Here is a 14,183-nt window from a genome sequence, read left to right as displayed (position 1 = left end):
AGAACATTGAGGGTTGTTTCGTAAATTTATTGTTTAAGAAAAAAATATGTTGAGACCTTTTGGATTAGATTTCGGACTTCGCCCGACAATGGCTCTGCTTTTCGACACCGCATTTGTCGAAAATTACCGAAAGGCGGAGTGTGGCGGTCTGGCCTATTTTAACTTAATGGATAGTGAGGGAAATGAGGAGCCTTTTGAGTTTGGTTTTATGATGAAGAACGAAAAATATGCGGACCTTTTTCTGGATTCACTTATCGCCTGGCAGGAAAAATCGGGTGGAGACAGTAATGCAATTGATATGGAATTCCTGGAACAGAAAAATGGGGAGTACCTGCTATCATTCGGCCCGGACCTTAGGTTGACCATAGATCGGATGCTGCCTGCACACCTAAAAGAATATGTTAATCCTATGGCTATACAGCCTTTCCAATCCAAGGCCGGAATGCGCATCAGTCCATCTTTCCGTTTATTTAGGGATAAGTATGTAAAGGGAAGGAAAGTGGCGGTTAGATACTATATCGTTGATGAAAATTACAGGGTAAGAAAAAAAAGCGAACGATATTTCGTGAAAACAGAATTCAAGTTTTCTAAGGAAGGCGAGCTTACTGGAGATTCGCTATATAATCCTTTAATCAATCGTGCAATAAAAAAGGAAAAGCCCCCTAAAAAATTGATGACGGACGATGATGTAAAAAGTGAACGGATGAAAAAGCTATCGTATTTCTTTCCTTTAGCTCATATGCGTTTTTTTGAAGAAAATTGGCTGGCAGAGATTACAAAATCCGTTAATACAAGATATAGTAGCGAGCAGATCTTTCAGGCCGTCTGCAACATCCTGCTTCTTGAAAGGCTTAAAAAAAGCAATGCATCCAACATCAGCACCAGTTCGGCCGGTTATGATCTTTGCCTTTTGGAACATTTGATAGGGACGCACGAGTCCTTTGATAGCTATTTTCCAGATATTACATTTTTCACCAAACAGTCTTTAGAAAAACAGATCAGACTGGATGAAAAATATTTTAAAACCCATTCAGATAAATAATATGGAAATTTTAACCTCTCTTTTGAAGTTTTGGGACAGCGAACATGCGGGGATCATAAGTAAGATCATAGCAAGTGCTTCTTACGACACCCTAAAAAAACACGTAGATTTTAAGCCGCTTTTTAGCAAAATAGGAAAAATGTTCAGCAGCCCTGAAAAGGCAGAGACCTTTGTTAAGGAAGTATGCGAGAGGAAGGGCACGGGCTCATTGGGGCATGACATCAATAAGTTATATACAGAGATTAGCGGCGAACAAACGCCCTCAGACCTTTTTCCAATCCTTAGCGACTGGGCAAAAGAAAATCTACAGAACATCAAGAACATCAATGAGTTCTCAGCCAGCCAGACTTCAGGGTTTGTTATCGGTAGCCAAACGGCGGGAAGGGACATCAATATGATACAGGGCAACTTTTACGCAAATCCGCAGAAGGATGAAGATTGAAAAGCAGCAAGCGTCTGGCTCTATCTATAATATCAATGGGGACTTTATAAACCAAGGTTCTTTCACTGCAGAAAACGTTTATCTCAACAATGATGGTGTGCTGCAGGAGTTCGTACGGCCGAATCAGGAAACGTTGCGCATACAGTTCGGAATAAATTATCTCGATGATCTAGCCAATGAGCAATCTGGTAAGAGGTTAATTGAAAGGGATTACATTACGCAGGTATGTCAAGTTTTGGACGATTATAAGGAGATAGCCATAGTTGGTAATCCTGGGGTTGGAAAAACCTGTATACTGTATCATCTTTCTCTTAAAATGAAAGATGTTATCTACATAAACTTAAAGAATAAGTCTCTCCAGACGGTATTGTTGCATTTCATAAACAAATACAATATCATCGCTGGAACGGAGTTGATCGATAAAATCGACACGGAAAATGGGTTGGAGCTGTTACAGGGGTTACTTATGGGAAGTTCGTTTACATTCCTTATTGATGAATGCGAGAATGCTAGTGGAATAATCGAACGCCTGCTTCCGGTTAAAAAGCATCAAAATATATTTGTTTATGCTTCGCAGTCGAGAGTAGACTTTGATGCCGAGAGTATAGAGGTAGTTTCAGTGGGTAATTTTAACGAGAACGAGGCTAAAAAATTTTTAGGGGAATATGATATCAGCCTTGACGTACTTGACCTGAATAATCTACTTGACGCCTCTCAGGGAAATGCACTTTACCTCTATTATTTTAGCCAATATAGTGTGTCGCCTTTTCCAAAAGGAATAGAACAGTACCATCGTGCAATTTGGAAACAACTACAGGTAGCTCAGAAAGAATGTATAATCTATGCATCAATTGCCCACTTCCCTGTAACTATAATAGACATTTCACAACTGCTTTTCAATGGAGAGCTACAGCTCAGCATTGGCCTTATCGATAACCTGAGGTTAATCAATAGGCTAAATGAAGGAAAAATCGAGGTTTTCCATCCTGCTTTCAAAAGATTTGTCGTCGACCAGGCCAAAGCCGATGGAGCATTGGATGTCTATAGGTCTAGGCTCGGTAACTATTTTAAGAATACAAAAGACTTCAAGCAGGCTGCCTATCTCTTGATTGATTCGGAACCAGAGGCCATTGAGGATTTCGGATTTGAAGTACTACCGGAAATCTACAATAGTGGTGAGTTTGAATTTTCCAACAGGATTGCATATACACTTTTAAAAAAGGAACGAGATCAGCTTACCGAGGGTTACTTAAAATTTTGCATCTATCAGAACCAAAGATTTCTACAGCTGGATAAAGACGCTGAAGAAATAATCGAGGATGCAATTCGGCTTTTTGCAGCATCAGGCAACCGCAGGCTACATTTGGTTGCTCAAATGAATAAGGCCATGGATCTTATAGAGTCGGGTAAAATAACCCAGGGAAGGGAACTTGTCGATTCTATCCTAGAGCAGGATGATGGGGCTGATCCTGAACAAACAGGCCCCCTGCTGGTTTCACTGTCTAAAATCTATATTGACCTTCATCAGTATAGACAGGCAGCGGACGCTTGTAAAAGAGCATATGATCTTTTTGCCGGCCAGAAAAATCTCTACGGCATGGTATCTAGTATGGCCAATCTTGCCTCTAGCTTAAATCATTTTGACGGCTATAGAGACCTTTCCAGAAAATATGCCCATAAGCTGCTCGATCTAGAGCTATCGGACTATTATTTCGGGCTGGAATTGATTGCACTGAATGCATTGACATCCATTTACCGTCAGATGAACAGGTACGAGGAGGCAAAAAAATATGGCGCTTTGGCCGTACAGCAATGCCAGAAATTTAAGTTGTTCAAAAAGGCAATATTGAACCTGATTAATTATGGAAATATATTCCGAGATACCGGAGAGATTGAAGAAGCACTAAAAATCTACCAAGAGGCTCTTTTTCATGCAGTAGAGATGAATATTCACAGAGAACAGTGCCGTATCCATTGGATAATGAGTGATATCTTCGTTGAAAAAAACGATTTGGATGAAGGTTTGCGCCTTATCGATCGATCCATTGAATCCGCCAAGTTGGTAAACTACAGTTACGGCATTGCCCACGGGCTTAAAGAGCGTGCCACGATTTTAGAATTAAAAGGCGAGCATATAGCTGCCGGAATCAATTTCGAAGAAGCTTTTGACCTCTTCGTAGAGATTGGCGGAATGGTCAAAGAAACCAACAGATGTCTGACATCAGCGATCCTTTTGTACATGAAAACCGGTGAAAAAAAAAGACTCGAACGTTTGGTAAGAATTTCAGTTGCTTCGTTCGGAGGCGAAAGTTTTATTGACTTACTGGGTATCGCAGATTATGAGGAGAACACTGTTGACATCCATGACTATTTTAGCAGGCTGAATGAGAAATATATAAAAACCATAGCGCCAGGTAACCAGACCCCTGAATATCTGGATTACCTTAGATATTGTAAGGATAATCTGGCGCAGTCCAAAACACCATTTAAAAAGGTACTCTTGGAATTGTGCGCAAGACATGGTGGCAATCCAAATAAGCTTTCACTCCTTGCGATACTTATCGAGCAGTCGGGAAATCTGCTCGGACTGATAGAGCTGGATGAGATAATCACAGAAATTCAAAAGAGCATAAGAACCTTGCGAATTCGCAAGACGGTTGGTGATATTGTGTTTCTTTCCATCGATCCGGGAGGGTTTAATCTGGAGGTCAATGTCCATCAGGAGGATCCATTGGGTATTAAGCTCTGCCTGTCTTTCTTAATCTTTAGAAATGCAATACCCGAAATATTTGTGGTCGAAGGGATGGATATCAAACATAATTACTTTAAAATATATTTTCACGAATATGAAGTTTTATATGAAGTAATGGCAACTCAAGGGGAACTGAGCATCGAATTTGGTGATGATCAGCAATCGCACATCATTAGGTGGCGCCAACCGGAATTTCCGACTGCAGCGGTAATAAATAAGGATTATGAGCAGAAGGCGGACCTGCTGAAGTTTCCTGAAAATAAGTGTTTTATGTTTCTGCTAAGATCTCTTGGATGCGAGATAAGTTCCTATTTCTATGACATGGAAATTGCTAACGTCTACAAGATTACGAGAAGCATTACCGCACGAATTGCCCTTATGTATGGATATACAAATGTGGAGGACGAGGCTGAGAAAAAATTTGACTATAATCTTGATCTTTCAAAGATCGAAGAACTGATATCAGCATGAAAGAAGAATTGCAGAAAATTTTTGATATGGCGGTTCGCGCCTATCTACCTCCCCTGGACGAGTCGAATCGTTTACCGGTAATTGGCATAGCCTTCGCAAATGCAAATTATCCCAAGGAAGTTGAAAGAATCCTACGGGAGACTTCAGGGAAGTTTAAGATCCATATCTCATTAGGCGAGACCTTATTGAATTTGAAGGTGGGCAAGGCTTTGGGTGACGAGCAACTGTTTGATGTCGCCCTAAATTTTGAAGATCGTGAATATCAGTTATTCAAATCTCAAATAGATCACAAAAACCAAGGAGCTTTCGTAGTTGGGACTATACATGATGGACAGTTCATGATCGTTTCGGAAAACCCATCATCTTTTACCCCCTATCAGGTAGAAACATTTGAATTTCTGTGACAGAATCTAATCAGTAGGAGTCGATGATTTTTAATTCTGTCCATAATTATAGTGCAAACATGGCAAAAATATAACCACACCTAAAATCTTATGGTAAATCTCGGAATAGACAAGCGCTCGGAAGTGCTCCAATATGCGCTAATAATAGAAAACTTCACTTCCCTATTTCTTGGATCGTTATTGGGAATTAAGGATTTAAAGAATAGCCGTGTACTCGGAAATAAGAGCAATCCGATAAGTTTCAATCAAAAAGTGACATTATTGATTGAGATCGAAGCATTGGATTCTGCCGAGAAGACCAAGTTTCTGACATTCATGGAGGTTAGAAATCAGTTTATGCACAATATGGAAGCACATACCTACGAAGCCTGTTTTTCATACTTGGAAGGAAAAGATAAATACCTTTTGAAGTCTTATCCCCAGAAAGATGGAGTACCAAAGGAGGAGCAGCTTAAACTGGCGTTTAGGGAGCTATCGGAGGACGTGGTTAAATCAGTGATGGGGCTCTATGAGAAAGTAAAAGAGAAAATTGGTGAAAGGGTTAAAAGCGATGTACATAAGGAATTTATGGAAAATACCACCGATGCGATCAAAGAGATTGAGGATCTATTTAACGGTGTCTATGAGAAAGCGGCAAAAGGTCAAAAGCAAACCATTAAAATAGATGAGCTTAAAGAAATTGGAACAATGATACGCAAGATATTTTATAGAATAGTTATTAGCAAGATGAAAAGAAAATAGGTGTTGAGAACTTTGATTTAAGAAACAGAATAAACACAACCGCTTTCTCAGATAGCATTGTTGTTTCTGTCAAAGTTGACGGGAATGTGAATGAAATGACTTCCACATTGATTGTGAATTTATCATACGTAGGTGCTATGCTATTAGAGAAAGGTGTTCTGATCCGAGGAGATATAACCTTAGGAAATATCATACAAAAGGAAAATGGTATCGTATTCGGACAGGGACTGATACACGCCTATATACTTGAAACAAAGAATGCGAAATATCCTAGGTTGGTTCTATCCAACAAACTTATTAAAAGCTTAAATTACCCAATCGAAACTAAGAAAGATCGCTATCCTTATCATCCATATATTGAAAGATTCGATGATGGCTGCGTTGGCTTTCATCAGATGATCCATTATCAGGTTCTACAATCTTGGACAGAGATGACAAGCGCAAGATTATAACATACGTTGGATAAAGTGCGCAAGGTAATAATCCGTGGTTTAGATTCGAGTTTTGAGCATCCAGATGTTTTTGAAAAATTTAACTGGCTGAAAGAGCAATACAATAATCTGATCATATTTGAAGACAGTTCCTCCGATTCAAAGAATGAGGAAGATGTAAAAGTCAAAATCAGAAGTCTCAATGAAAATATAGCGGGACAAAATGTACATTATTCATATACGGATAATTTTTACGAAACAAAAAGCAATCAATAGTCTTACCGGAGCGTTTTAAAAAAATATTTGGGAAAAGCTCCACCGAATGATATAGAAGACTTTTCCAGACTATTTGTGGTGTAAATTTGTGGCTTTTATAGTAAAGTTTTTTCTTACGCTAATAGGTTGCGCACTTAGCTTTTTACTTTGTGTGAATTTGTATATTTACTGTTATTAAACGAATGAAATTCCATTTTTTAACAATTATTTATGGAGGAAATTGTGCAGAGCCAGATAAACGAATATAAAGCAGCTATAGAAAAGGCTTGGGACGACTATTACGAAGGACGTTACCAAGAAATCATATCCGTTTGCGAAGATTTGATATGTCGCTATCCTGAAAAATCATCGTGCCATTATTTGTTAGGGCATGTTTATAGTATGCAGGAATTGAATAAAAAGTCAACAGATGAGTTTTTAATCGCTTTGCAAAAGGATGTTGATGGAGTGAATAAAGGATATATCTGTTATTGGCTTGGTGAAATGTTCGGCAAATACTCCTGGCTGGATGAGGCTGACGAAAACCATATTTACGATAAGAAGAAATCCACTTATTATTTTGAGTTAGCAAGGACAGCCGAACAATTTCCGCCTCAACTATTATTACATTACAGGCACAGTGTAAAAGGACAAATGAAAATTGACCTTTGCGAAGATGGAATCCGTCGATTTCCAGACTTTACTGATTTTTACGTTTTACTCGCACAGCATTACGCTTATCATGGGCAGTCTAATATGCAATTGGCAACTTACAATCGAGCAATTGAAAATAAGTGTAGCTCGGCTTCCCTGTTTTATAATATGGGGCAATTTTATTATAAAAGAGAAGAGTACGAAATTTCACGGGATTATTTTAGCAAAGCACTAGAAGCCAATCAGTATTATAAAGGTTATAACTTTGCTATTAATTATTGGATCGGAAGGATTGCGGAAAGGAAGAAAGAGTTTGATCTTGCGGAAGCCATATATAGAGAACTATATATGGCCGAGCAGGGATATTCCAACAGCTTGCTTGGTTTTTTAGGGATGTTGAATATTTATGTGTTAAACAACAATCCAGATCAATTTATCGACCTTATCTTAAACTGGGATGCTAGTCGCGATCTTATCGACGACGAAAGTTGGTTTTCAGGCCCGGTGACTTTTAGTGAATACGTGACCGACAGTATTGACTGTGACAATGTTAAAGAACTTTATCAAAATCTCAATAAATTCAAGCTTGATCGTAGCAATGCTGATGCCCTACTTAAAGGAAAAATCCTTTTGATTAGAGCTCTTTTGGCTGGAATACAAACCAAGCCAAAAGAGCGTTACACTGCCTTAAAAAAGGCTTTGCAGCTTTTAAATGTTTACCATTATGATTTTGTTCTTGACGTATTTGCTGATGCATTAGTTTCTCTCAATGACAATAGAGGTAAAAGCATTTCCAATTTAACGGTCTGGTATAATATGCTAATCTCCGATCTTGAAGAATTCAGTAATCTGTCATTGGCGTTGTCGTCTAACCTCTCGTATATCTTTAGTGAATTATTCGAGGCAGAATACTTTGACAAAGTGGTTTCCGTTGCAAGATTTTTTACACTTGATCAGGTGAGAGAGGCCGATGCGCTTTTCGAACTTGCTTATTCCTACAATGAAATGAAGGATAAAGCTCAGGCCAGGGTAGTTTATGAGCTCTGCCTTAAACATAAAGGTGATACTACTGCCGTGTTGAACAATCTCGGTAATCTTTATGATGACGCTGGAGATCTTGTTGGTGCTTTGGAACTCTATAGCAGAGGTCTTACGATCTCTCCGGATGATAAACAGCTAAATAATAATCATAAAAGGGTGTCACAGAAATATACCCTGATGCTGGAACAGGCAGCTAAGGAAAAGCAACTACGAAGCGAGCAGCAGACTTCTATAAATTATTTGAAAAAGGAGAATGATTATGTGTTGGAAAAACTGAGCTTATTCATCGAACGTGTCAAAAAGGACGAGAGTTTTGAAAGCTGGAAAGCATCTGTGCCCAAATACAAATTTCAGAAATATATGGGAGTTGATAAACAGAGAGCCGATTCCCTGCTTAGCCAATGGTTAGCTAAAGGATATTTAATTGATACTAGACAGAGGGATGATTTCCATGTTACAATTTATGCAATTAATCCGTTAATCGAGGATGAGATTAAGAGACTTGAAAGGCTAAAGATCCCGGTAAATTGGATTAATGGATTTTTAAATATCAATGTCGATGTATTGGATAGCAAGGGCTATTTTACCATGATGACGCGGGCTCAAAAGACGGTAAAAAAATACAGACCGATGTTCGAACGCGACATAAATGAATTGTATAACAACTACTTGATGGGGCATTTGAAGGCAACTATTGTGCTTTCCGGTTCTCTCGTCGAGCTTGCACTTACCTATTATTGTGAAAGAAGAAAGGCAACCGTTATCCAGTTTCAAGATCAGTCAGGGAAAACAAAAAGTAAAAACCTTTATGATTGTGTCTTAAGTGACTTGATAGCTTATGTTGAGCAGAATCAATTTTTCGGCTCAGATTTTATTCATTTGTCAAATCTGTCCCGCATTTACCGAAATTTTGTGCATCCCGGAAGAGAAATGAAAGACGTACTAGATAGTGCTAAAGCAGACTTGTGTTTTATCAGTACGTTAGAGATACTAAAAAAGATTATTTAAGCATTTGCATGATTGCTCAATTTCAACGAGTGTTGATAGAATAGAGACAATTTGTACTATGGACCTCGGCCCAAATATCAACACAAGATGACTATTGAAGAAAAATTAGACCAAATTATTAATCATTTAAAAGATATAGATGAGAAATTTTCTTTTCTTCCAATCAATACAATAAATCCTAACAGAAAGCGGGAAGACACACTATTAAAGCCAACTTCCACTCAGTTGAAAAACCAACGGGTAGTGGAGTTAGCCAACAGAATGGATAGAAAAAGTTTCTTAAAGTATATAAGAAATAATATCGTTAAAATAATTGAGCAACAAAATGCTGATACGAATTGGGAACTCATATTTGTGCCGCAGTCTTTGGAATGGTTTCCAAAATTTCGCCTCTCCAATGCTTTGTTTTATCAAGACTTGAAGAAGCGTACAAAACTGTTTGCAGCTATTGTAGGAAAAGAGGGCAAGGCTCTTATCCTTAAATTGAGGAAACAGAGAGGAATCTGATATATAGAAAAACCCACAATGTTTGATATAGGATATTGTAGAGTTTTTAGAGGCATTCTTGGTTATTGAAGTTAATCTCCTACTGACATTTCAATTTCATACTATACTTTATAACTTCTTCCTGCAACTAGAACTGGGTGTTATTGAGTTTTGTTTTTATCTAAGCGAAAATCATTAAAAATAGCTCTACCAGCGCTTGATTGGTATAGCGAGTCTGGGTTTTTGATGATCTCTGCCATAATTTTATCCATTTGTACTTCGCTTGGACCAGGCAGGGACTCAATAATTCTTACACGCTTTAATAAACTTTGCATAACGTATGCATCTTGAATTTTTTGAGGATAATTGATTGACCCTCCTTCTCTTTCAATGATAAGCTCTGTGTTAAGATTGGGATGAACATCCTTTACCGTAGCCCAGATGATAAATCTTAAAAATTTGCAATACACATAGATACATTGGCCAGAATTATCTGCTAGGATTGTAAAGTCAATCGTCCTGGTAAAATAGTAATCAACGCCTGTAACTTCTGTGTCGTGTGCTGCGATGCCGTCAGCTAAAAATAGGTTAACATCTTTAAATTCCTTAGGATATCCCTTTCCAGATAGATAAGATTTCCATTCTTGCTCTACTTTCAAGAGTATTTTTAAATTGGGGTCTTTATTAATTTCGGGTAATTCCAATTGATGTAAGAGCCCTCGCCAAAGTACAGATAGCAAGAAGAAATATAAGTTCTCGTCATAAACAAACGAAGATTGGCCGTTGTCTAAAAATGGCTTGAAGATATTTTCAGCAAACCATTTTTCTTTTTTACTGAAATCAAGTTCTGCCCTTTGAGATAGGTAATTTCTTTTAATACCGTCTTGGCGTCGTTGATTAGGTGTATCAAAGGCTCTGATAAATCTTGATCCTGTAGATTTAAAATAGTCGATTATAAATTTTGGTATAATATGACTCTCCCTAAGCTCTGACTCTTCATCATATAACTTACATTTTCCTTTCATGTGCGTTCTATTTTAGTGTAAATTTATGGATTAGATTTAAAGGTATTGATAAAACTTCTTAACAGCAGCTTTATTCTAAACTCGGTTGGAATTAATGTATAGATGCTTTTTCCTTTGAGTAATAAAATGACATATAATTTTGCCAATAGAAAAGCCTACTTCTGATGATGGAAACAGGCTGTCTAATAAAAATTTTATACCTGTTACTATTAAAGGAGTTTTTTTGAGTTTAATATAGCTTCATAATCCTCTAGAAAGTTCGACATTTCGCAACTTTCCTCTACAGAGGCTGATACGAAAGTGTCGGTCTTTTTTTGTTGAGTAGTCTTTAGTATTGTATAGGTATTGCGCAGGATTCTTATCCGCCAGCTGGCGGATAAGAATCCTGCGCCCCACTACTTTTAAAGGAAAGTCGAACCACAGACTTTCCTTTTTTGTTAAGGTACTTTATGGTAGATACTCTATTGTCCTTCCAATATACGAATCAAATCGTCATTGATATAAAAAACTTCTCGTCCTTCTTTTGACGGTGTGAGTATTCGCGCCGCGACAAGTTCATTGACATATTTTGTCAAAGTTGTTCTGGAGGATATCTGTAGTATGTCGCCGATCAACTTTGGTTTGATATAGGGTTGACTAAACAGCAGCTCATTTACTTCTTTATTATACCATTTGATATTTGACTTACCGTATTCCAATGTAGTTTCCATCTGATCCAGTATACTGTTGATGAGTTGATTGGTTAAAAGTGCTGTTTTTTCAACTGCATCCAGCATATAGAGTACCCATGGTTTCCAACTTCCACGCTGAGTAACGGCACCTAAATTATAATAATAATCATCTTTGTGTACGATGATATATTTGGAAAGATACAAGACCGGTTGATCCAAGAGACCTTGGTCGACCAAGTAGAGCAGGTTTAATATCCGACCTGTACGACCATTTCCGTCAGGAAAAGGGTGTATGGCTTCAAATTGATAGTGGGCTATACACATTTTGAGTAATGGGTCAGTGTCGGACAGCTTATCATCATTCAGATAATCCAATAGGTTTCCCATTAATCGTTCTACAAGACCGACTTCTCTTGGAGGAGTGTATATAATCTCCCCTGATCTAAATTCGCTTTGTCCACGTTGAATGACCGTCAATGTATGTGCTGGCCGTATGCTGCCAGATGTATTTTTGATCTGTCGGAAAATAGCAATTATACTTTCAAGGTCGATATCGTTTTTTTCCTTTACACGTTGATATCCCTCCCAAAGTGCTTCCCTATACCTCAAAACCTCTTTTGTGGCAGGATTGGCATTTTTTTCCTGAACGGTATCCGACACAGCTTTATAAAGCTCGTCTTCTGTTGTAAAGATATTTTCTATAGCAGATGATGCTTTGGCTTCCTGAAGAGCAATCGTATTGACCAGCATATAGGGATTGGGCAGACGCTGTACATTACTATTTACCCCTGCCAATGCTCTGGATGCTGTGACCAGTTTTTTCAGAATATCTACATCATCACCAATGTTCTGCGGAGGCAGGGGCGGAAGATCATTGAAAGGTTTTGTTCTATCGTATGCCATATATGTTCAAATTTAACCTGATACTGGACATATATACAAAGTAATGAAATAAAATGGACATATTTTTAAGATATGTCCATTTTTTTGTTTAAAAATGGACATATTTAGATTAAGTGTTCATTTGGATGTATTTTCTTGCTTCTGTTATAGCTTTAAAGTCTTCAATGAGGTTCGACAATTTGCCGCTTCCCACTACTGACCCCGCTTTACGATATGTAAGGTGGGTTTTTGTTTTTTTTGGGTTTTCTAAAACGTTCTTATTGTTTTTAAACACAGGATTAGGGTTCGAGTCCATTAAGGTCGCTGGAAAATTTGTGTTCGTTGTCCAATTTTTGTTTTTTCAGGCATTATTACAGAAAATACCGTTATGGAAACACAAAAAAAAACTCATTCGCTCCTATCGAGGGTACGACTTATAGCCTATTGGATTTTCACCGGATTGATGGCACTCGAATATGTTGCCGCTGCAACCTGGTGTTTTGGTTGGCTCAATAAGGGCTCCTATAGTCAGCTCATGAAACAAATAGGTTTCCCGGTCTATTTCCCTTATATTCTGGGAACAGCGTTTCTTCTGGCAACCCCGGTTATCTTACTTCCACGTTTACGGCTTTTAAAAGAATGGGCGTACTTCGGGGTCGCCATGATATACATCGGCGGGATTACGTGCCATCTTTATGTAGGCAGTGAGGTGAAAAGCATTTTTCCAGCCTTTATATTCCTGTCCTTTACAATTGCCTCCTGGGCGCTCCGTCCTCTTTCCCGCAGGTTTCAAAGGTATGCCGTTTAACGCAGATGGATTGATTTGATCTGAATGTTTATTCAATCATCGATTTTTTTTGTGCCCAGAACATGTTGCTAGTACTTTTCAATCCTTACTTCCCGAATTTTGGATCAATAGCTGTGCCGGGCCTCCGCTTTGTCATATTCATAAGTTAAAGCTTTTGATTTTTTTACGGATATATTCCTTTTCTGTTTCGGTTTTGGCAAGTAGGACAGCCCGCTGAAAACTTGCCCGGGCCTTTAACAGATCGGTATTTTTATAAAGTTCTCCAAGCAGGATAAAGTAAAAATGATTGTTTTCCACCCTGAGGGTTTCTGCTTCGGCTAGCGCAATTTTCCAGCCATGAACTTTATACAGTGCAAAGATGCGGTTAAGGGCGGCAGACGGAGAATAACTGACCAGCTGCAATTGATCGTACAATTGCAAAATCGCTTCCCATTTTTCCGGGGTACCATCCCGCTGGCAATGCCGGTAGGCTATCTGTGCTTCGATATGGTACGAACTCAATTCATTGCCCCGCATGGCACCATCCAAAAAGTGTATGCCCTGATTGATCAGTTCGGTATCCCAAAGCTTTTCATCCTGCTCATGATAAGGCACGAAATAATCATCAACCGTTTGACGCGCGTCGAAACGCGATGCGTGAAAACACATCAGTGCCATCAGTGCGTTTGTTTTTGGAAGATTCGTTTTTCCATTTTCGGTAAGCAACAGGCCCAGTCTTAATCCTTCCAGGCAGAGGTCTTTCCGTAATATTTCCTGATGTGTACGCGAGTAATAACCCTCGCTGAAAAGTAAGTAAATAACATGCAGCACGCTGTCAAGGCGGGTCGGGATTTCCTTTTCGGACGGCAACGCTAGGGTTACCTTTTCCGCCCTCAGCTTTTCCTTTGCACGGTAAAGTCTTTTATTGATGGTTTCTTTGCCGGTAAAAAAGGCCTCACCTATTTCATCAATATGGAGTTGCTACCTTTAAAGCGAGACAGATTTAGATAGTAATTTTAAATTTGTAGAAATGCATAGAAAATTTGATGATTCGTTTAAGACCATGGCGGTCGATTTGAGCGTTGTTAAGG

General features: G+C 38.6%; 13 protein-coding genes. 10 read left to right on the top strand and 3 right to left on the bottom strand.

Annotation, left to right across the window (positions count from 1 at the left end):
* Positions 1-46 precede the first annotated feature (46 nt).
* The 9 genes from RYH73_RS25680 (at position 47) to RYH73_RS25640 (ending at position 9,748) form a co-directional block, all read left to right on the top strand.
* Entirely contained in the window at positions 47-1,042 is a 996-nt protein-coding gene (locus tag RYH73_RS25680) for a hypothetical protein (protein WP_335316294.1), read from the top strand.
* Positions 1,008-1,484 (top strand): hypothetical protein, encoded by a 477-nt coding sequence (locus RYH73_RS25675; RefSeq protein WP_335316293.1) that lies wholly within the window; start codon positions 1,008-1,010, stop codon positions 1,482-1,484. Before RYH73_RS25680 ends, RYH73_RS25675 begins: the two co-directional genes overlap by 35 nt.
* Positions 1,474-4,707: a tetratricopeptide repeat protein gene (locus RYH73_RS25670; protein ID WP_335316292.1), complete on the top strand. Its 3,234-nt coding sequence runs from the start codon at positions 1,474-1,476 to the stop codon at positions 4,705-4,707. The genes RYH73_RS25675 and RYH73_RS25670 overlap by 11 nt, the downstream gene beginning before the upstream one ends.
* Positions 4,704-5,111 carry a hypothetical protein gene (locus RYH73_RS25665; protein ID WP_335316291.1) on the top strand — a complete coding sequence of 136 codons (408 nt, stop codon included), beginning with the start codon at positions 4,704-4,706 and terminating at the stop codon, positions 5,109-5,111. Before RYH73_RS25670 ends, RYH73_RS25665 begins: the two co-directional genes overlap by 4 nt.
* A 90-nt stretch (positions 5,112-5,201) precedes the next feature.
* The gene (locus RYH73_RS25660; protein ID WP_335316290.1) at positions 5,202-5,852 is read left to right on the top strand and encodes a hypothetical protein; all 651 of its coding nucleotides are present in this window, start codon (positions 5,202-5,204) and stop codon (positions 5,850-5,852) included.
* A 137-nt stretch (positions 5,853-5,989) separates the two neighbouring features.
* Positions 5,990-6,304 (top strand): hypothetical protein, encoded by a 315-nt coding sequence (locus tag RYH73_RS25655; protein ID WP_335316289.1) that lies wholly within the window; start codon positions 5,990-5,992, stop codon positions 6,302-6,304.
* A gap of 15 nt (positions 6,305-6,319) precedes the next feature.
* Positions 6,320-6,559: a hypothetical protein gene (locus RYH73_RS25650; RefSeq protein ID WP_335316288.1), complete on the top strand. Its 240-nt coding sequence runs from the start codon at positions 6,320-6,322 to the stop codon at positions 6,557-6,559.
* A gap of 210 nt (positions 6,560-6,769) precedes the next feature.
* Positions 6,770-9,241 carry a tetratricopeptide repeat protein gene (locus tag RYH73_RS25645; protein WP_335316287.1) on the top strand — a complete coding sequence of 824 codons (2,472 nt, stop codon included), beginning with the start codon at positions 6,770-6,772 and terminating at the stop codon, positions 9,239-9,241.
* 87 nt (positions 9,242-9,328) lie between these two features.
* Positions 9,329-9,748, top strand: coding sequence for a hypothetical protein (locus RYH73_RS25640; protein ID WP_335316286.1), 420 nt, complete (start codon positions 9,329-9,331; stop codon positions 9,746-9,748).
* 140 nt (positions 9,749-9,888) lie between these two features.
* Here the strand turns inward: RYH73_RS25640 and RYH73_RS25635 are convergent, their stop codons facing one another.
* The gene (locus tag RYH73_RS25635) at positions 9,889-10,752 is read right to left on the bottom strand and encodes a hypothetical protein (RefSeq protein WP_335316285.1); all 864 of its coding nucleotides are present in this window, start codon (positions 10,750-10,752) and stop codon (positions 9,889-9,891) included.
* Positions 10,753-11,213: 461 nt separating this feature from the next.
* A complete protein-coding gene (locus RYH73_RS25630) occupies positions 11,214-12,326 on the bottom strand; it encodes a Fic family protein (protein WP_335316284.1) in 1,113 nt (370 codons plus the stop codon).
* Between the two features lie 367 nt (positions 12,327-12,693).
* Between RYH73_RS25630 and RYH73_RS25625 the strand changes: the two genes are divergently transcribed.
* Positions 12,694-13,113, top strand: a complete 420-nt coding sequence (locus RYH73_RS25625) for a DoxX family protein (protein WP_335316283.1) — start codon at positions 12,694-12,696, stop codon at positions 13,111-13,113.
* Positions 13,114-13,251: 138 nt separating this feature from the next.
* Here the strand turns inward: RYH73_RS25625 and RYH73_RS25620 are convergent, their stop codons facing one another.
* Entirely contained in the window at positions 13,252-13,962 is a 711-nt protein-coding gene (locus RYH73_RS25620) for a DUF6596 domain-containing protein (protein WP_335316282.1), read from the bottom strand.
* Positions 13,963-14,183: the final 221 nt, after the last annotated feature.

Origin of the sequence: Olivibacter sp. CPCC 100613 (genome assembly GCF_036959255.1) — a bacterium.
Taxonomy (GTDB): Bacteria; Bacteroidota; Bacteroidia; order Sphingobacteriales; family Sphingobacteriaceae; genus Olivibacter.
This window is presented reverse-complemented; position numbering and strand designations above follow the sequence as displayed.

Excerpts from the sequence above, each read along its gene's own strand:
- RYH73_RS25680 (WP_335316294.1), top strand. The coding sequence starts at position 47 with ATGTTGAGACCTTTTGGATTAGATTTCGGACTTCGCCCGACAATGGCT.
- RYH73_RS25675 (WP_335316293.1), top strand. The coding sequence starts at position 1,008 with ATGAAAAATATTTTAAAACCCATTCAGATAAATAATATGGAAATTTTA.
- RYH73_RS25670 (WP_335316292.1), top strand. The coding sequence starts at position 1,474 with ATGAAGATTGAAAAGCAGCAAGCGTCTGGCTCTATCTATAATATCAAT.
- RYH73_RS25665 (WP_335316291.1), top strand. The coding sequence starts at position 4,704 with ATGAAAGAAGAATTGCAGAAAATTTTTGATATGGCGGTTCGCGCCTAT.
- RYH73_RS25660 (WP_335316290.1), top strand. The coding sequence starts at position 5,202 with ATGGTAAATCTCGGAATAGACAAGCGCTCGGAAGTGCTCCAATATGCG.
- RYH73_RS25655 (WP_335316289.1), top strand. The coding sequence starts at position 5,990 with ATGCTATTAGAGAAAGGTGTTCTGATCCGAGGAGATATAACCTTAGGA.
- RYH73_RS25645 (WP_335316287.1), top strand. The coding sequence starts at position 6,770 with ATGGAGGAAATTGTGCAGAGCCAGATAAACGAATATAAAGCAGCTATA.
- RYH73_RS25640 (WP_335316286.1), top strand. The coding sequence starts at position 9,329 with ATGACTATTGAAGAAAAATTAGACCAAATTATTAATCATTTAAAAGAT.
- RYH73_RS25635 (WP_335316285.1), bottom strand. The coding sequence starts at position 10,752 with ATGAAAGGAAAATGTAAGTTATATGATGAAGAGTCAGAGCTTAGGGAG.
- RYH73_RS25630 (WP_335316284.1), bottom strand. The coding sequence starts at position 12,326 with ATGGCATACGATAGAACAAAACCTTTCAATGATCTTCCGCCCCTGCCT.
- RYH73_RS25625 (WP_335316283.1), top strand. The coding sequence starts at position 12,694 with ATGGAAACACAAAAAAAAACTCATTCGCTCCTATCGAGGGTACGACTT.